Below are 18,198 nucleotides of genomic sequence, written 5' to 3'. Positions count from 1 at the left end.
TTCACTCCCGGGGTCGGTGCGGGCTGCGGCTGTCATCCTCGGCCGCAGACCGCCGGGAAAGCCCTAGTGCCTGCCCGGCGGATCTTGCCCTGGAGGCTCTCTGGAGTCGACGCGAGGCGGCGAGGGGAACGGCCGGGCTCTGCTCGGGGAACGCGGTGTCCAGCAGCGCCAGCAGCGGGCGGGCCTTCACCACCGTCTCGTCGAACTCGGCCTCGGGGTCGGAGAGGGCGATGATCGCGCCGCCCACCCCGTAGCGCAGCCGCCCCTCGCTCACCACGGCAGTGCGGATGACGATGTTCAGATCGGCGGCGCCGGTCAGCGAGAGGTAGCCGATCGCGCCCGAGTAGATGCCGCGTGGGCCGCTCTCCAGGCGGTCGATGATCTGCATGGTGCGGATCTTGGGCGTGCCCGTCATCGAGCCGCCGGGGAAGGCCGACCGGATGCCGTCGACCGCGCTGTACCCGGGGTGCAGCCGCGCCCGTACGGTGCTGACCAGCTGGTGGACGGTGGTGTACGTCTCGACGTCGAAGAGCGGGTCGGCGACGACGGATCCGGTCTCGGCGCACCGCCCGAGATCGTGCCGGACGAGGTCGACGACCATGAGGTTCTCGGCCCGGTCCTTCTCGCTGGTCGCCAGGTCGGCGATGAGCAGGGTGTCCTCCTGCGGGGTGGCGCCGCGCGGGCGGGTGCCCTTGATGGGCTTGGACTCCATCGCACCGTCCGGCCCGATCCGCAGGAAGCGCTCGGGGGAGGAGCTGAGCACGGACAGCCCGCCGAAGCCGAGGAAGGCGGCGAACGGTGCCGGGCTGATCCGCCGCAGGGCTCGGTAGGCCTGCCAGGGGTCGAACGCGGCCGGGGCGTCGATCATGTTGGTGAGGCAGACCTCGTAGGTCTCGCCGGCCCCGATCTCGTCCTGGCAGGCGTCGATGAGCTTGAGGTAGGCCTCACGGGGGTGGCGCAGCCGCAGGCCGGCCGACAGGCCGGGCGGGTTGTGGGCCGGCGGGTCGGTGCGCGGTGCCGGGCCGGTGAGCCGGGCGGCGGTGTCCCGCAGCCAGGCCCTGGCGGGCCCCACCCGGCCGTCCTCGGCCAGGGCGAGCAGGTGGGCGGCGCCGGTGCGGTGGTCGAGGACGACCGCCCGGTCTGCGAACACCATGACGGCGTCCGGGTCGGGCGAACGGTGGGCACGGTCGCCGCCGCACTCGGCCTTGAGCTCGTAGCCGAGGCAGCCGACCCAGCCGAGCGCGAAATCGAACGGCAGCTCGGGCACCTCCACGTGCAGCGAGCGGAGGTCCGCGTCGAGCCAGTGCAGGAACTCGTCCTCCAGCACCCGCGTGCCGCCCCCGGCCGTTATCGTGACGGTCCCCCGGGAGACGTCCGCGCTCGCCACCCGGGCGAGCGGGCCGGAGGCGTTGCCCATCGCGGAGACCTGGCCGAGCCGCCCGCCCGGGAGGCTGCTGTCCAGCCAGAACGGATGGCTGCCGATGCGGAAGAGCCGGTCGAAGACGGTTTCGGCGTCCCACCGGGTGTCGATCTTCCGGGTCAGCACGGTCAGTTGCCGGGGGGCCGGGAGCGGGGTGTGGTCGGGCCGGGTGCGGGGCCGCGGTACGCCGGGGGTGCGTCTGCGGCCGTGGCGGTGCGCGTGGTTGAAGCGCTCGGCGAGGTCCCGGAAGTTCGCGAGCAGCTGGTGCCCGGCCTCGGTGCCGATCGACTCGGGGTGGAACTGCACACCCCACAGCGGGAGTTCGCGGTGGCACAGGGCCATCACCACGCCGTCGTCGGTGGCCCAGGCGATCGGTTCCAGTGCGGGGGAGAGGCTGGTGACGGCGAGCGAGTGGTAGCGGACGACCTCCAGCGGATTGGGCAGGTGGCGGAAGAGCCCGGTGCCGGTGTGCCGCACGTCCGAGGTGCGCCCGTGCCGGGGTTCGGGCGCCCGGCCGACGGCGGCGCCGTGGGCGAGGGCGAGACCCTGGTGACCGAGGCAGACGCCGAGGACGGGCAGCCGGCCCTCGCGGGCGATCCCGGCGCAGTGGCCGAAGTCGGAGGGGTTGTGCGGCGTACCGGGGCCGGGGGAGAGGACGACGGTGTCGAAGTCGTCGAGCAGCTCCGGCCGGAAGGACGGGTCGTCGTTGCGGACGACCTCCGGCTCACGCCCGTTGACCTCGGCGAGGTAGTGGAACAGGTTGTAGGTGAACGAGTCGTAGTTGTCGACCAGGAGAGTGCGCATCAGTGGTCCTTGTCCTGCCGGTGCCGCCGGGCGGGGCCGGGAGTCTGCCGGCGGTTGTCAGCGGAGCACGGCGAGTTCGGAGGTGATCTCCCGCAGGACCGCCGCCTGCTGCTCGGCCAGGAAGAAGTGGCCCCCGGGGAGGACCTGCAGCCGGAAGGCGCCGGTGGTGTGGTTCCGCCAGGCCCGGGCCTCGGCGATGGTGGTCCGCGGGTCGGCGTCTCCGGTGAGCGTGGTGACCGGGCAGCCGAGGACGCGCTCCGGCCCGCAGGTGTAGCGCTCGATGGCGCGGTAGTCGGCGCGGATCGCGGGCATCGCCATGCGCAGGATCTCATCGTCACCGAGCAGTCGGGCGCTGGTGCCGTTGAGCAGCTTGAGCTCGGCGATGACCGCCTCGTCGTCCTGGCGGTGCACGTTCTCGGTCCGGGTGGTGGATGGCGCCCGCCGGCCGGAGGCGATGACGGCCCGGGGCGCGTGGGTGCCCTTCTGCTCCAGACGCCAGGCGGTCTCGAAGGCGAGGACGGCGCCCATGCTGTGGCCGAAGAAGACGGTGGGACGGTCGTCCAGGGTGAGCAGCTCGTCGGTGATCCGGTCGGCGAGGGTGTCGAGGTCCTCGATGCAGGGCTCCAGGCGGCGGTCCTGTCGGCCGGGGTACTGCAGGGCGATCAGCTCGGTGTCGTCGGCGAGGGCCGCGGAGACGGGGTGGTAGAAGCTGGCGGAGCCGCCGGCGTGCGGGAAGCACACCAGGCGCACGGGTTGGTCGGCTCCCGGGTGGAAGCGGCGCAGCCAGAGCGTGCTCGACGTGCCGGGACTGGTCATGGGTTCGGTCCTCTTTCGGTGGGGGATTCAGTCCCTCCGGTGGGGGATTCAGTCCCGGTGAACGGTGATGGCGCTCGGTGCGGGCCGGGTCGAAGGCCTGCGGGCAGGCGGAGGCCCGCTCGTCGTGGTCGGCCGCGGCCACCAGCGGGATGATGTCCTCGCCGGCCCGGATCGGTTGGCCGGCGATCTCGACGTCCTCGGTCGTGACCCGCAGGGAGACCAGGTCGGCAACCGAGTGGAAGCGCAGCGTCTCCTCGACGACCCGGTCGTCCCCGATCCACCCTTCAGGGCGTGCCGTAGAACGCGCGGACCCGCGCGATCACGCGGTCCTGGTCGGCGGTCGTCAGGGTGGTGTAGCTGGGGAGGTAGAGGCCGTCGGCGGCGAAACGGGCCGCGTTGAGGCTCGGCCACGTCGGATCGAGGTAGCCGGGCTGGCGGCTCATCGGCTGGAAGAACAGCCGGGTCTCGATGCCCTCGCCGGTCAGGAACTCTCGGAGCTCGGAGCGACGTTCGGCCCGCAGGTCGTACATCCACAGCACGTCCCGGGGCGGCATCAGGGTGATCCCCGGGACGTCCCTGAGGCCCTGGTCGTAGCGCCGCTCGATCTCCTTGCGGGCCGCGAGGAACTCGTCCAGGCGCTCGGTCTGGGCGGCGGCGACGGCGGCCTGCATGGCCGTCATGCGGAAGTTGTAGGCGAGCTTCTTGTGGAGGAAGCTGTGGTCGGCGGTGAAGGCCATGGCCCGTAAGTGGGCCAGCTGGCCGGCCAGGCGGGGGTCGTCGGTGAGGCAGATGCCGCCTTCACCGGCTGTGATGATCTTGTTGGCGAACAGCGAGAAGCAGGCGATGTCGCCGACCGGCCGGATGCCGTGGGCCTCGGAGGAGTCCTCCACGACCCGCAGGTTGTACTGATGGGCGATCTCCATGATCGTCGTCATGTCACACCGGCGGCCGTAGACGTGCACCGGCATGATCGCCTTGGTGCGCGGGGTGATCCGCTCCTCGATCCGGGTGACGTCGATGTTCAGGTCGTCGGCGCAGTCGACGAACACCGGGGTGGCGCCCGTGTAGGTCACCGCCCAGGCGCAGGCGATCATGGTGAACTCCGGCACGATGACCTCGTCGCCGGGGCCCACACCGAGCGCGCGCAGGGCCAGCGTGAGGGCCGCCGTGCCGGAGGAGCAGGCGACACCGTGGGCGGAGCCGTTGTACTCGGCGAAGGCCTCCTCGAAGTGCCGCACGAACGGCCCCTGGGACGAGATCCAGCCGTCGCCGATCGTGCGGTTGACGTACTCCAGCTCCCGCCCGTCGAGGCTCGGCCGGGACACGGGGATGGTGAAGGGCATGGGGTCCTCACTTCGGGACGGCCCGTCGCGCGACGGGCCGCCGTACTTCGGGACGGGCCGCCGCACGGCGGGTCGGCTCGTGGAGGGTCGGCTCGTGGAGGGTCGGGGAAGGGATCAGGTCAGGTCAGGGCCGGCAGCCCGAGCAGCAGGTCGGCCGCCGTCGACCGGCCACCGGCGGAGCGCTGCGCCGCGCCGACGCGCGCGGCCCGCTCGCGGAAGGAACGGTCGCCGAGTACGCGGGTGAGCTTGTCCACGACGTCGTCCGGGTCGAGGTCCTGCGGCCGGTCCAGCGTCAGGCTGATCCCGAAGTCCCGTCCGCGCACGGCCTGGTCGTAGCAGTCCACCCACAACGGCCGGACCACCAGCGGCTTCCCGAAGTACACGCCCTCGTGGAAGCCGTTGCCGCCGCCGTGGGTGAAGAACACCTGGACCTTGGGATGGGCCAGCACGTCCAACTGGGACGGCAGCCAGCTCTCGATCCGCAAGTTGTCCGGCAGTCGGTCGCGCGGCGGCAGGAGGTGCTGCTGCTCGGCCGGCAGCCGCCACAGCACCTGGTGCCGGCCGTCCAGACGTCGCGCGACCTCCACCAGGTCGCCCACCTGCGGCCGGGTGAGCCGGGTGATCGTGCCGAATCCCATGTAGACCACGGAGGACTGCACGTCCAGCCAGTCCATGACGCCGGTCGGGTCGTCGGTCGGCGAGGCCTCCGGCAGCGGCGGCACCATGGCCCCGACGAGCTTCACCTTCCCGGGAATGTCGAACGGATAGTCGAGCTCCCGCACGGAATTGCAGAGCACCATTTCCGCGCGGTCGATCCGCGTCATGGGGCTGGGCTTCGGCAGGCCCAGCTCCTTGCGCAGCCGGGCGTCCTCGGAAAGCACCTTCCCCATCGTGGGGTGGAAGAACAGCGCGAGCGTGCGGAGCTTGAAGAGGCGGTTGCGCAGCCTCTGACCGAAACCCATCGGGTAGGGCAGGCCGGAATGCGGGGCGGGGAAATCACCCGGGGTGTAAGAGGACCCGAAGGGGCTGTGCGAGGTGAGGACGTTGCTCGGCAGGAACGGGACGCTCAGGACGAACGGAATGCCCCGGGTCAGCGCCAGGTCGACGGCGAAGGCACTGAGGCAGTCGATGACCATCAGGGCCGGATCGCACGTGTCCACGACCGCCGTGAGCCGGCGGTACTTCTCGGCCTGGAGGTCGGGCCGGTAGGACTGGTGGATCACCGCCCGGTGCGCCTTGAAGCGCGAGGGCTGGGTCACCCGGCGGTACACCTCGTCGCTCCAGCTGACCGCGGACAGCTCGGAGAAGACGTCGCCGAGGGAGGCGAACTCCACCGCCGACCGGTCCGCGAGGCCCAGGACGTCGGCGCGCCGGGGCTCGTCGGTGGCGAACCAGAGGTCGGGCACGCCCCGTCGGGCCAGCTCGCCGGCTAGCACCAGCAGGGGGTTGAGCAGGCCGCTCTCCGGAAGGCTGACAAACAGGATCGGCCGTTGCACGGCGCTCATCGGGCTCCCTCGGGGCGGGGTCGGCGATCGGACTGCACCCCACCTTGATCTCACGCCCGGTGTCGGGAATTCCTTAGTCCTTGGCCCGGCCGGACGGTCGCCCGGCCCGCTCATCCGGGTGTGTCCCGGTTTGATCGGAAGTGGCCGGTGAAGGGGAGTCGAAGGCCCCTCCAAGGATTCCCCGGACGCCCCCGGCCCGTCGGGTGGCCGGACGTCGATCGGCGGCCCCGGTCCTGGTCCTCAGGCGGATGCTTCGGATGCGGTCCGCTTCTTGACGAGTCCCATATACGCCGGTCGGGGGCGCTTGGGTACGCTGAATCCCCGTCAGCCGAAATTGCGGGTCGTTCCAGGCGTGGCTCCCGGAATATCGGAATCGTCATCGAATCACTCATCCGTACATCCGTGGTTTCGGCCGGAAGTACTTCGGCCGCCTGCAACCGCTGTCTCCACCGGCGCCGGAGTTCCGTGCTGAGTTCACGGCGGTTCAAGCCGACGGAGAATGCGCCGGATCGTTCCGGGGAGATCCAACCGCACCACCCGTGCTTTGAAGGGATCCGATTCTCCGTGGTGATGTCATACGCAGCCCAGGCCGGTGCAACCCGGACCGTCGAACCCGATCCCGTCCCGGCCGCCGGCGCGGGACCGCAGCACCCCCCGCTGGCCGGACAGCCCGGCCTGACCATGGCTCAGCTCGACCGGGCCCTCACCATCCGGCAGGCGAACGAGGCCTTCTTCTGGCAGTTCGGACGCTCCTCGGCGGACCTCTGCGGCCGTACCTTCAGCGACCTTGTGCACCCGAGCGTCCAACAACCCCTGCTGCGTCAGTTCTCCGGACTGATCGAAGGGCGGCGCGACCGCTTCGCCACCGACGTCATAGCAGTCGGTCCGCACGACGAGACGTTCACCGTCCCGCTCACCGCCGTCATGGTGCGCGGCGATCTGCCGGACGAGTCGTCGATCCTGGTGATGATGCCCGACGGGCGTCCGGACTCGGGTGGGTCCGAGGTCGTGGCCGGCCAGAAGAAGTTGCTGAGCGAGATCGACGCGAAGATCCTCGAGGGCATCGCGGCCGGCGTCTCGACCGTGCCGCTCGCCGCCCGGCTGTACCTGAGCCGTCAGGGCGTGGAGTACCACGTGACCTGCCTGCTGCGGAAGTTGCGGGTCCCCAACCGCGCCGCACTGGTCTCCCGGGCCTACTCGATGGGGGCCCTCAAGGTCGGGGTCTGGCCGCCGAAGGTCGTGGAGAGCTTCGTCAAGTAGCGGTGTTCCCCGCCCGGCGACGCCGGTCCGGCCGGCGGGAGCGGCGTCACAGCCCGATGTTCGACTTCGGCCCCATGTACGTGCCGGCACCTGGCCAGTCGGCCCTGGCCAGCTTTACGAACCGTTCGGAGAAGCCGCGGCCGGCAAGGTCGTCAAGCTTCACCCTCTCCACACCCCGGATCGGCCGGGTGTCCGTGCCGTGGGCGATGCCGCCGATCCGGGCACCGGTCACCGCGACCTCGAAGGTGATGTGCACGACGCCGGCGGTCGGAACGTCGCAGACGTACAACAGGGAGCCGACCTCGACGTCGAGTCCGGTCTCCTCGAGCATCTCCCGGCGCAGCGCCCCGGCCAGGGTCTCGCCGTCCTCGACCTTTCCGCCGGGTAGGGACCACGTCCGTGGCCCCTCGGTGTCCTGGTTCAGCAGGAGCATCCGGCCGCCCCGCATGGCGATGCCCGTCACACGTGTATGCATTCGCGCACCGTGCTGCTTCCCAACACCACCAGGAGGACTTCCTGTTGAAGGGTTCCGCCCCCCTCGGCGCTGTCGTCGCCGGTGGGTCGGGCACCCGTGTGCCCGAATGGTAGCGATGCCCCCCGACGAGGTTCGCCCGGTCGGGGGACGGCCCGGTCCGGTCGAGACAGCCGGCGCCACCCGGCGATGGTCGGTCTGCCGTAAATTGAATTACTCCTGAGGGTACTTGGGCAGGTGCGAGCGAACAGGCGCTTGTTGCCGATCTTCTGCGGCACCAGCGACGGCTCGCGGACCGAACGGCCGTTGTCCCCGTGCTCATGCGGCTCAGAGAACGACCTTCGCGAACCGGGTTGTGCTGCCAGCAAACGCACCACCGCGAATATTCGGGTGCCCGTGCCGCATCCGCCGGGCACAATCGTCACCGATGCCTCGACTGACTGCCGACCGGCTGCTCGCCGCCGTCGAACCACTGCCCCACCCGCTCCGACTGCGCGAGGTGGCCCGCACCGCTGCCGCCCTCGCCCCCTCCGACCTGTCGGCCCTGCTCGCCGAGCTGGACGGCCGCGGCCTGTACGAACGTCGGCTCGCCGCGCTGGCCGCCCTCGCCGGACGACAGGCACGCCATCTGATCGACCGGATCGACGACCCCGACCCGGTGGTGCGTCGCTACGCGCACCGAGCGGTCGGCGAGCTGCCCTTTCCTGGCGGCGACCTCGAATCCACGATGCTCACCGCCTCGAAGGCGGTCCGCGACGAGTTGGCCCGTGCGGTCCTGCGCGCCGGGCGTACGGCGGTGGCCGGGCGGCTGGTGCCCGTCGTCCGTCGGCGGTGGGGCGCCGCCGAGGCGGCCCGGCTGCTGCCGGTCTGCTCGGCCGAGGTCGTCGCCGCCGAACTGCCGGTGCTGGCGCACGCGATCACCTTCTCCACCTCGCTCGGACGCCGCCACCCGGGCGCCGTACTGGACGATGCCGAGCGTCAACTCGCCGATCTCCCGCACGGGTTGCGGCAGGCCTTCTGGGAACGGCACGCCCTCGGCCTGGCCGCTGCCGCCACCCGCGAACCGGCCCGGGTGCTGGAGCTGTTGGAGCGCCACCCCGTGCGCGCCCTCCCTGGTCCGCTGCGCGACCGGCTCGCCGACCTCGCCGCCGTCTCCGCCGGGCGGACCGTCCGCCTGCTGCTCGCGATCGACCGGCACCGCCACGAGCCGCCGCTGCGTGTCAACGTGGCCCGTCGCTTGGCCGCGGCCCGGCCGGACGGTCTCGCCGCGCTCGCGCACCGCCACCACAAGAGCCACCTGGCGCTGCTGCGGCAGATGCCCCCGGCCCGGCGGGCCGCCTTCTACGACGAGGTGGCGGCGTTGCCCGGCCCGTACCGCTCCTGGTACTCCGTCGATGTCCTCGCCGTGCTGCCCGCGAAGGAGCGGCACGTGCGGGCGCGGGCCCAGCTGGCGGCGGACAGCCGGGACGTCGTCCCACTCGTCCTGCTGCCGGTCGCCGAGGCACGGCCGAGGCTACTGGCCGAAACCCGCGTGGCCGACGCCTGGGACCGGGGCTGGGCCTGGGCACAGCTGGTCCAGCACGCCGTGCTCTCCGGGGAGCCGGACGCCCTGCCCGAGGCGCTCGAACTGCTCACGCGACTGCGTAGCGAGCAGGACCCGGTCCGCCACGAGGCGCTGGACGCGGTCGCGGCGGTGCCGCCGAGGCTCTTCGGCGAGGCCACCGCCGGGCTGCTGGAGCGGCTGACCGACGACGCCCTGACGGCCCGGGACTGTTCGGCAGGCACTCGCGCCGCGCTCGTCCGCCTCGCCGGGCGCGTCCTCGGCGAGCACGCGGGCGGCCCGGCCCGCGAACTGCTCGCCTGGGCCGTCCGCACCGTCGAACGGACCGGCGGCGTCGGCCTCACCATCCCTGCGCGGCGCGAACGCGCGGCGGTTCACGAGCTGCGGGCCGCCCTGGAACGCTCGGCACGATCCCGAGACGCCGCACTGCTGCTCGCACTGGCCGAGACGCTCGGCGCTCGGTCACGACGCGCCCCCGCCCTCGCCGAACTCCTGGAGCAGGTCCTGCACTCGGGCGGCGACGGCGCCGTCGAACGGGCCGTCGCACAGCTGCTGCGCGACCGCGCCACCGGCTCCGAACGCGTGGCCCGGCTGCTCGCCTCGAGGCCGTCGGCCATCACCCTGGCCCCGGTGCGGGCCGTACTGACCCGGGTCCGCACCGACCTGCTCGGCCCCCTGCTCACCACTCCTCTGACCGCGGCCGACCTCGTCAAGGCCGACCGCTGGCTTCCCGCGCAACAGCACGCGGCCGTCGAACAACTCGCCCGCACGGTCGGCGACCCTGCACGGGCCCCGGGCGAGCGCGCCGCCGCCCTGCGCGCCGCCGTCTCGGTCCCCGTCCACGGCGAGGCACTGCTGCGCCGGTACGCGGACTCCGCCGAGATCGTCCTCGCCGAGGCCGCGCTCGCGGCACTGCCATGGACCGAGCGCCCCGCCGAGGCGCTGCCCGAACTGCTCTCCCACGCGGCCGACGACCGGGCCCGGGTCGCCCTGTACGCGGCGGGCCGCGCCGCCCGGTTCACGCGGAGCACCGAACTCGGCCCGGAACTGCGCCGGATCGCGCTCGAACCGGGGGCGAAGGTGACCAGCCGCAAGCAGGCCGTCCGGCTCGCCGCCAAACACCTGGTCCTCGCCGACGCGGCCGCCCTGCTGCGTGAGGCGTTCACCGTGCCCGAGCAGCACCAGGACGTCCGCGCCACCGTGCTGGCGACGATCAGCGACCGGATCGCCGACCTGCCGCTGTGGGACGTGCTCACCGACACGGCCGACGGACCGTCGGAGCTGCGGTCGATGGTCGTCCGACACCTTCGCGCGCACGAGGTACCCGTCGAACACCGCCCCGCGTTCGCCGGCCTGATGGCCCGGTTCTCGCTCGACGACGAATACCTCGTCGCTGCACCCGCGCGAGGACAACTCGTCTCCTGGGGCCGGTACGCGCCGGAGGCCGTGCGGGCCCTCACCCCTCTGGTCACCGACCTCGCCGAGCGGGAGCGCTGGGAGGGAGCAGCCCGGGTCGTGACCGGGGTGGCGCTGTCGGACGCCCCGCACCCACTCGGCGGCTGCGCGCCGGGCAGCGTCCTGGCGGACACCCTGACCACACTGATCGAGATCGTGCACGCCGGGGAACCGGCTCTCCCCGGCCGCGACCAGCCGGCCCGGCGGCGGATCGCCGCGCTCACCGGCTCGTTCTGGAGCTCGAGTGTCCCGGCAGAAACCTTCCGAGCCACCCAGCGCGCGGTTGCCTCACTCCTGCTGACCGAACCCGCCCTGCTTCCCGAGGCCACCAGCCGACTGGTCGCGGCGCTCGACCAGGACGCGCCCGACCTGGGCGATCGCCTCGCCGAGCTGGCCGTCCTGGTCGCCGACCGTCCGGCGCTGGCGGTGGCCACCGCCGGGTCGCTGCGCCCGTACGGCGGCGGACGACGGGAGGCTCCCGAGCACGCTCTGGAGGCCGCCCGCCGACTGGCCGCCGACGACGGACTCGCTCCCGGCCTGTTCGCCGTCAGCCTGACGACGACCGGGGCGCAGCTCGACTGGCCCACCGCCTGGCGGGACGTGCTGCACACGCTGCGCCGCCATCCGCAGCCGGACGTCCGTGACGCCGCACTGGCGGTATTCACCGATTCAGCGTGAGCGGACCTTGTGGGGCTTACGGCTCGATTCGGACGTGCTCGGGGTCACGCGCGGACTTCGTAGCGTGCACCCGGCCGAGGCCAGCTGGGGTCGATGAAGTCGGGGCGGTCGACCCGGTGGAAGCAGCGCACCAGGAACTCGGTGAACGTTCCGGCGGTCTCGAACCACTCGCCCTCGTCACTGCTGATGATGATCCGCCACTCGGCGGGATCCTCCTCGACGGCGCGGAAGAAGTACCGGCTGCCGTGCTCGTCACTTCCCCATAGCAGTAGAACGCCTGATCGGGCGTCGGACTCGTCGACCTCCCAGTAGCCCTCGGCGATCTCGCCGTACCAGGCTGGACGCTCGGGTGGCGGGCCCCAGTAGCGGTCCAGCTCGGCCGGTGTGGTGTCCATCGGCCGGTCGATCGTCAGGTAACCGTCCACCGAGCCAGGGCCGTACAGATCGAGGAACGCCTTGAAGTCGGCCGGCAGCCGGAAGCCGAGGTACTGCTCGCTGGCCTCCCAGATCGCGAGCCTGGCCCAACCCCAGGACTCGGGCTCCCCGAGCCGCGCGCGGAGCTGCTCCAACGCGGTCTGGCCCTCCGAGTGGGGGCGGAAGGCTGCTCCGGTCAGCACTGCCACAGGAACACGGCTTGTGCGTGGGGCTCGCACGCGAAGGCGTATGCCTCGCCGCGACCGCCGAAGTTCATCGCTGTGGCGTGGTCCCGTCCTTCCTTGAGTTGGACGACGAGCCTCCTTTCCCGCGCGCAGGTCGGGCAGGCAGGGGTTTCGTCGTTCTGCAGCCGGGCGGGCTGCCCGCCGAGTTGGCCGAGGTCGTCCAGGAGCACCTGGGCCAGGAACCGCATCGGCCCGTCGCAGGTGGCGCACTGCGGCCAGCTGGCCCCGGCCGGGGCCAGCGGCACGCCGTCGGTGCGGGTGGTCGGCGCGTCGGGCTCTGCGGTTCCCGCGTACGTCATCAAGGTCGTTGTCACAAGTGGCGACTGTACGACAAGCCGCTGACACCGTCTCGGCGTCCCGTCATGACAGCGGCAGCTGCTGCACGCCGGGGTCAGCGCCACCGGGACCAGCCGGATCGCGGTGACGCACCTCCACGGCGACCACTGCCTCGGCCTCGCCCGGGCGGCTGCCTGCCGACCACCGGCGGCGGCACGCACGAACTCGGCTTCCGCGACGGCCTGGCAGCCGCGGTCACCGCTTACGCCCGAGAGCAACAACTGCTCACCCCGTCCGGCCCCGACTTCACCCTCACCGGCTGGGGTGGAAGGCGGGTTGGTGCAGGCGGCGCTCACCCCTGTGCCGGGCGTGGCGCACGGTGACCAGGTTGTCGCCGATCACGTCCCGCGCGCGTTCGAACAGCACTCCTCCTTTGTCGAAGACACGGTCGTCGAGCAGTACCTGGCGGGTCAGGTCGGCATCACGGACCAGGACCATGCTGATCGGCCCGAGCCCGATCGAGACGAGTCCGCTGTCCGCGGGGAGGGACATCAGGAATCCCAAGGGGTCTCTCAGGAAGCGGTGCGCGTGGCCGATCACCGGCAGTGCGCCGGGGGCCAGGGGAACGGATGGCAGGGGACGAACATCCTTCACGATCTCCAGCACCTCTTCTTCAGTTGTCGCGACCCCGACCCCGACCGCGCCCGCGCCCGGGCGCACGCTCGGCAGGTGACCCCCTACCCCGGCGGTCGGCCGTTCGACCGCCGGCCCGCGCCCATGTCCGGGCCGGGCCCCTCAGTAGGGTGCGTCCAGGCCATCGCGATCCGGCCGAGGCCGGGAATCCCGTACCGCTACCGCCGCCTCGGCCGAGGGAGCCTTCCAGTCTTGTCGCGAGCATTTCAAGACGTTCCCGGCCTGTGGGGACCGGAGTCGTTTCGGTCCCGGCGGCAGGGGCAGCCTGACCCCCACCCGGAAGACTGATCCAGCGTCAACCGGTGTGGTGTCGCAGGACGCACGCCTCGTACAGGCGTCACGCGGATCACGCACCACCGCTTCGAACCTCCGCCCGCCGACACGCTCCCAGTGGTCACCCGCGGTGGAGCGTTCCGTGTCGTCGTCAGCCCGAACGTCCGAGGAGCGCCACATGCTGGAAGAGCCTCGCACCGACCATGTGATCGTGGTCGGTGCCGGGATCGCGGGGACGGCCGCCGCGTTTCGACTGCGCCAGACGGGCCGGAGAGTGACGCTGCTCGAAAGGGAGGACCACGTCGGGGGACGGATGTCCGCCCGCGAGGTGCGAGCCGGAGGCGCTCTCTACCGGGTCGACCGTGGCGCGAGTTGGCTCTCACACAACTACGCCTCAATGGTCGAACTGTTGGAGGACGCCGGGCTCACCGGGCGGATGCTGCCCTGCTCGGACGAGCTGGGTGTGTTGCGCGACGGCCGCGTCCACCGCCTGTCCCTGGTCCGGAGCTCGGGCCTGCTGCGGACCGGACTGCTCGGGTGGCGCGCCAAGCTCAGGGCCGTCAACCTGCTGCGCGACCTCGCGGCGGCCCGCCGCCGACTGCGCTGGGAGGACATGTCCCGAGCCGCGGAGCTGGACCGGGAGAACGCCCGGGAGTACGCGCTGCGCCGACTCGACCGCGAGCTCCTGGACTACCTGGTGGAGCCGTTGTGCGGCAGCCAGTTCCTCGCGCCGGCCGAGGAGGTCGCCGCCGTCGGGGCCTTCTGCATCATGTGGGGCACGTTCGGAGCGGCGAGCTTCACCTTCCACGGTGGCACGGGCCGCCTCCCCGAATACCTCCTCGACACCCCCGTCATGAGCGCCCCCGGTACCCGGGTCGAACTGGGCGCGCAGGTCACCGAGGTCCGGCGGGAGGACGACGAGGCCGTGGTGGTGTGGGAGCGGGACGGCGAGGTCCGCACGGAACGGGCCCGCGCCTGCGTCGTGGCCGTCCCCGCCCCGGTCGCGGCACGGATCGTCACCGGCCTCGACCAGGACCAGCGCCGCCACCTGGCCGGGGTGCGTTACACCAGCGATGTGCAGGTGACCTTCGGGCTGCGCCGACCGCCCGTCGAGACGGCCCTGGGCGTCGCGGTTCCCGGCCGGGAACACCCCGACCTCTGCATCGTGCTGCACGAACACAACCTGGGGCCCGGGCGGGCCCCGGCCGGCCGGGGCCTGGTCACCCTGATCTTCCGGCACCACTGGAACGCCACCAGGATGACCGCCGACGACGACACCGTGATCGCCGACGCGCGTGCGGCGCTCGGCGAGGTGATGCCGGACCTCGCCGCGCACATCGACGAACACCGCGAGATGGCCGTCGTCCAGCGCTGGGAGAACGCGGTGATCGCCCGCCCCGCCGGCGGCTACCGGGACCTCGCCGCCTTCACCGCGAGCCTGGACGGGAACTCCCCGGTCCAACTGGCCGGCGACTACTTCTCCTACAGCACCACCAACGCCGCCCTCGCCACGGGGGAACAGGCCGCACGCCGCATTCTCGGTCTCCCGCTCACCACCGCCGCAGGAGGCGTGGGGCTTTGAACCGGAGGGGAAGGAACGCATGGCGAACGATCCCTCGGTAGCGCACGACCCCCCGCCGTACGGGGCAGAGGTGTTCGCGTTCTCCCACCCCGCGCAGACCGAACGCCTCGACTCCTTGGGCGATCTGTGCGACCCGGCGACGACGGCCGATCTGGCCCGGTGGGACCTTCCTGCCGGGGCGCGCTGTCTGGAGATCGGGGCCGGGACCGGGAGCCTGGCCCTGTGGCTGGCGGACCGGTGTCCGGACGGCGAGGTGACGGCCACCGACACCGACCTCCGGTTCCTGAGCCGCCTGCGGCACCCGGCCCTGCGGGTGCTCCGGCACGACGTGCGGACGCAGGGGTTCCCGCCCGGTTCCTTCGACCTGATCGTCGCTCGCAGCGTGCTGTGCCACGTTCCCGCCCGGACCGAACTTCCGGCGCGCATGGTGTCCTGGCTCAGACCGGGCGGCCGCCTCTACATCGAGGACCCCTCCTTCTTCCCCGCCGCCTCCTCCCCTGACCCCGTCGTGCGACGCCTCGGCGATGCCGTCACCACCACCCTCGCCGCGTCACTCGGCAGCGACGTGGCGGCTTGGGCGCGCTCGTTCCCCGCCCCGCTGGGCGGCTTGGGCCTGGCCGAGCTCGGCATGCGGGTGCACTGCCCGACGCTGACCGCGACGAACGCGGCCGGACGGGCCTGGGCCCTGTCCGTCGCCGATCTGCTGCCGGCCATGACGCGAGCAGGTGCGCTCTCCGAGGCCGGGGGCACCCGGGCGCTCGCCCACATCAGTCGTCCCGGCTTCGTCGACATCGCGCACGCGATGATCGCGATGTGGGGAGTCCGGCCACTGACCCGGCACACGGAACCGAGGTACGCAGGATGATCGAAGCATTAGCGGGCTCGGCCGTCTGGGCGGTTCCCGCACGGTGCGGACCGCACGCCGAGACTGCCGACGCGGCGGCGCTGACGTGGGTCGAGGCCACCGGGCTCTGCGAGACGACCGAGGAGTCCCTGGGCCTCGCCCGGATCCGTCCCGGCCTGCTGGCCTCCTGGTGCCACCCCCGGGCCGACGCCGCGGACTGCGCCCTGGTGGCGAGGTGGATGGCCTGGCTGTTCCTCCTCGACGACCGGATCGACGAGAGCGACCTGGGACGGGACGCGGACCGCCTCGACCACTACCTGACCGACCCGCTCGGAGTCGCCGTCGGTGGCCGCACGGCCTCCTCACCCGTGGGCCGGGCCCTGGCCGAGATCATCGACCGGGCCTCCCAGGGCATGTCCGACTCCTGGCAGCTGAGGTTCCGCCGCCACATCGCCGACTACCTCTCGGCGTGCGTGTGGCAGGCCGCCCACCGGCAGGCCAACCAGACACCGAGCCCGGACACGTTCCCGGTCCGACGCCGCGAGTTCGGGGCGATCATCCCCTCGTTCGACCTGGTGGAGCGAACGGAGTCCGGCTGCCTGCCCCCGTCCTTGTACCACTCCCGCCCGTACCAGGACGTGCTGATCGCGGCGGCGAACCTGGTGTGCTGGACCAACGACCTCATGACGGTGGAGAAGGAAGCCGCTCAAGGCGATCCCCACAACCTGGTCCTCGTCACCGCCCACCACCGCGGCCTCGACCGGAACACCGCTGCCCGCATCGTGGCAGAGGCGTGCGAGGACAGCCTGCTCACGCATGAGCGGGCCCGCCACGACCTCGCCTCGCTCACCCGGACACGCGACGCCCCACCCCGCCTCCGACAACATGCCGACCACTGCGCCGACGCCCTCATCGAATGGGCCCGCGGCCACCTGGAATGGGGCCTGCGCACGCCTCGATACGACAACCCGTCCGTCCCGTCGCCAGCGGAGGCGTCATGACGACGCCGGCCGCGCCGGCCGGCGGTCGCCCCGCCCGGGCCCCCGGCGGCCTGCCACTCCTCGGGCACGCCCTCCAGCTCGTACGGGCCCCACTGGCCTTCCTCGACACCCAGCGGGGCCACGGAGACGTGGTCGAGTTCCGCATCGGCCACCGACCCGTCTACCTCCTCAACCACCCCGACCTCGTCATGGCCCTGCTCACCGGCCCCGGGGGACGTTTCGACCGCGGCGAGATCTTCACCAAAGCGCGACCCCTGTTCGGCACGGGCGTCGCCGTGGCCGACGGCACCCACCACCGAAACCGCCGCCGTGTCGTCCAACCCCTGTTGAGCGCGGCCCGACTCCCCGGATACCTCGACACCATGGCCGAACTCGCCGAGGCCCTGACCGGTGCCGTGGTACCACGGCCAACGCATCGACCTCAACACCGAGACGGCCGCGCTGGCCCTCGACGTCGTGGCCGCGACCCTCTTCGGCCGCCCCCTCCCGGACGGATTCGCGAGCACCGTCCACCACGCCCTGCCCACCGTGGTGACCGGACTGGGCCTCAGGGCCTACGGGCCCGCCGCCGCCCTCCTCGACCGGTGGCCCGGCCGCGAACGACGGCGCTACCGGTCCGCCCTCGCCGACATCCACGCGGTCGTGGACTCCCTCATCGAAGCGGATCCGAACACCCCCGCCCTCACCCGCCTCTCCACCGACGCCGACCACGCACAACTCCACGACGACGTGACCTCCCTGCTCATCGGCGGCTCCCACACCAGCGGCGCCGCCGCGGCCTGGACGTTCATCCTGCTCGCCCGCCACCCCTCCATCCGCCGCCGGGTCCACGACGAGGTCGACCGGACCATCGGCGACCGCCCGGTGAAGGCCACCGACCTCCCCGCCCTCGACCTCACCGGCCGAGTGGTTCGCGAGACGCTCCGGCTCTACCCGCCGATCTGGCTCTTCCCCCGGCACACCGCCGAGGAGACCGAACTCGGCGGCCACCGGATCCCACCGGGCGCCCAGATCTTCTACAGCCCCTACGCCCTGCATCGAGACCCCCGGTGGTACCACGCGCCCGACACGTTCGACCCCGACCGGTGGAACCCCGAACAGCATCCCGCGCCCCCACGCGGCGCCTACCTCCCCTTCGCCGCCGGCGTGCACGGCTGCCCCGGCGGAGACTTCGCCCTGGCCGAACTGACCCTCCTCACCGCGGCGGTCGCCCGCCGGTGGCACCTCGACCCGGTACCGGGCAGCAGGCCCCGCCCCGTGGCGGCGGCCACCCTCGGCCCCACACCCGTCACCATGACCATCACCGAGCGCCCCAACGCCTGAGGTGATCCGGACGGTGCCGGGCTCCACCGTGGCGGCCTACCGGGACCGGCTGCGCGAACGGGACGCCTGATCCGGGCGGAGGGGCCGTTCGCCGCCCACTCCGCGCGCTTCCTGATCGAGGCGCGCAAACCGTAGGACGGTCCAGGCGCGGCCGCGCCCCGCCGGGGAGACCGGCGGGGCACGGCGGCGCTGGCAGGTGGCGGTGTCACACGGCGGTGTCACACGGCGGCGTC

Annotated in this window: 14 protein-coding genes and 4 pseudogenes; 9 read left to right on the top strand and 9 right to left on the bottom strand. The window is 72.3% G+C overall.

Going from position 1 to position 18,198, the window contains the following annotated elements; all coding sequences use genetic code 11:
• Position 1: 1 nt before the first annotated feature.
• From pabB to ACIPLC_RS27315, 5 genes and pseudogenes are all read right to left on the bottom strand, one after another.
• A complete protein-coding gene (gene pabB / locus ACIPLC_RS27335) occupies positions 2-2,224 on the bottom strand; it encodes an aminodeoxychorismate synthase component I (protein WP_400475662.1) in 2,223 nt (740 codons plus the stop codon).
• Between the two features lie 57 nt (positions 2,225-2,281).
• Positions 2,282-3,040, bottom strand: a complete 759-nt coding sequence (locus ACIPLC_RS27330) for a thioesterase II family protein (RefSeq protein ID WP_400475661.1) — start codon at positions 3,038-3,040, stop codon at positions 2,282-2,284.
• A 91-nt stretch (positions 3,041-3,131) separates the two neighbouring features.
• Positions 3,132-3,317 (bottom strand): annotated as a pseudogene (locus ACIPLC_RS27325) (cytochrome P450); the annotation flags it as partial.
• A 7-nt stretch (positions 3,318-3,324) separates the two neighbouring features.
• Positions 3,325-4,383: a DegT/DnrJ/EryC1/StrS family aminotransferase gene (locus tag ACIPLC_RS27320; protein ID WP_400475660.1), complete on the bottom strand. Its 1,059-nt coding sequence runs from the start codon at positions 4,381-4,383 to the stop codon at positions 3,325-3,327.
• Positions 4,384-4,502: 119 nt separating this feature from the next.
• A complete protein-coding gene (locus ACIPLC_RS27315; protein WP_400475659.1) occupies positions 4,503-5,888 on the bottom strand; it encodes a glycosyltransferase in 1,386 nt (461 codons plus the stop codon).
• 570 nt (positions 5,889-6,458) lie between these two features.
• Here ACIPLC_RS27315 and ACIPLC_RS27310 point away from each other — a divergent pair.
• Positions 6,459-7,148, top strand: a complete 690-nt coding sequence (locus ACIPLC_RS27310; RefSeq protein WP_400475658.1) for a LuxR C-terminal-related transcriptional regulator — start codon at positions 6,459-6,461, stop codon at positions 7,146-7,148.
• A 46-nt stretch (positions 7,149-7,194) separates the two neighbouring features.
• Here ACIPLC_RS27310 and ACIPLC_RS27305 read toward each other — a convergent pair whose 3' ends face one another.
• On the bottom strand, positions 7,195-7,581 hold the full coding sequence (locus tag ACIPLC_RS27305) for an NUDIX domain-containing protein (protein WP_400475657.1): 387 nt from the start codon (positions 7,579-7,581) through the stop codon (positions 7,195-7,197).
• 466 nt (positions 7,582-8,047) lie between these two features.
• Between ACIPLC_RS27305 and ACIPLC_RS27300 the strand changes: the two genes are divergently transcribed.
• A complete protein-coding gene (locus ACIPLC_RS27300) occupies positions 8,048-11,314 on the top strand; it encodes a hypothetical protein (RefSeq protein ID WP_400475656.1) in 3,267 nt (1,088 codons plus the stop codon).
• A 44-nt stretch (positions 11,315-11,358) separates the two neighbouring features.
• Here the strand turns inward: ACIPLC_RS27300 and ACIPLC_RS27295 are convergent, their stop codons facing one another.
• Entirely contained in the window at positions 11,359-11,931 is a 573-nt protein-coding gene (locus tag ACIPLC_RS27295; RefSeq protein WP_400475655.1) for an SMI1/KNR4 family protein, read from the bottom strand.
• Positions 11,925-12,272 carry a hypothetical protein gene (locus ACIPLC_RS27290; protein WP_400475654.1) on the bottom strand — a complete coding sequence of 116 codons (348 nt, stop codon included), beginning with the start codon at positions 12,270-12,272 and terminating at the stop codon, positions 11,925-11,927. The genes ACIPLC_RS27295 and ACIPLC_RS27290 overlap by 7 nt, the downstream gene beginning before the upstream one ends.
• 67 nt (positions 12,273-12,339) lie before the next feature.
• Here ACIPLC_RS27290 and ACIPLC_RS27285 point away from each other — a divergent pair.
• A pseudogene (locus tag ACIPLC_RS27285) lies at positions 12,340-12,432 on the top strand (ribonuclease Z); the annotation flags it as partial.
• 129 nt (positions 12,433-12,561) lie between these two features.
• Here the strand turns inward: ACIPLC_RS27285 and ACIPLC_RS27280 are convergent.
• A complete protein-coding gene (locus ACIPLC_RS27280; protein WP_400475653.1) occupies positions 12,562-12,915 on the bottom strand; it encodes a hypothetical protein in 354 nt (117 codons plus the stop codon).
• Between the two features lie 478 nt (positions 12,916-13,393).
• Here ACIPLC_RS27280 and ACIPLC_RS27275 point away from each other — a divergent pair, with 478 nt between their 5' ends.
• The 6 genes and pseudogenes from ACIPLC_RS27275 to ACIPLC_RS27250 form a co-directional block, all read left to right on the top strand.
• Positions 13,394-14,797 carry a protoporphyrinogen/coproporphyrinogen oxidase gene (locus ACIPLC_RS27275; RefSeq protein WP_400475652.1) on the top strand — a complete coding sequence of 468 codons (1,404 nt, stop codon included), beginning with the start codon at positions 13,394-13,396 and terminating at the stop codon, positions 14,795-14,797.
• A gap of 19 nt (positions 14,798-14,816) precedes the next feature.
• Positions 14,817-15,662, top strand: a complete 846-nt coding sequence (locus tag ACIPLC_RS27270) for a class I SAM-dependent methyltransferase (protein WP_400475651.1) — start codon at positions 14,817-14,819, stop codon at positions 15,660-15,662.
• A complete protein-coding gene (locus ACIPLC_RS27265; RefSeq protein WP_400475650.1) occupies positions 15,659-16,642 on the top strand; it encodes a terpene synthase family protein in 984 nt (327 codons plus the stop codon). The genes ACIPLC_RS27270 and ACIPLC_RS27265 overlap by 4 nt, the downstream gene beginning before the upstream one ends.
• Positions 16,558-16,968, top strand: a pseudogene (locus ACIPLC_RS27260) (cytochrome P450); the annotation flags it as partial. The gene ACIPLC_RS27265 and the pseudogene ACIPLC_RS27260, both read left to right, overlap by 85 nt.
• Before the next feature lie 64 nt (positions 16,969-17,032).
• Positions 17,033-17,965 carry a cytochrome P450 gene (locus ACIPLC_RS27255; RefSeq protein ID WP_400475649.1) on the top strand — a complete coding sequence of 311 codons (933 nt, stop codon included), beginning with the start codon at positions 17,033-17,035 and terminating at the stop codon, positions 17,963-17,965.
• Positions 17,964-18,100 (top strand): annotated as a pseudogene (locus tag ACIPLC_RS27250) (SAM-dependent methyltransferase); the annotation flags it as partial. The gene ACIPLC_RS27255 and the pseudogene ACIPLC_RS27250, both read left to right, overlap by 2 nt.
• Positions 18,101-18,198: the final 98 nt, after the last annotated feature.

Origin of the sequence: Kitasatospora sp. NPDC086801, assembly GCF_044745805.1 — a bacterium.
Lineage (GTDB): Bacteria > Actinomycetota > Actinomycetes > Streptomycetales > Streptomycetaceae > Kitasatospora.
The sequence above is the reverse complement of the archived record's forward strand: the minus strand, read 5'-3'. Positions and strand labels throughout refer to the sequence as shown.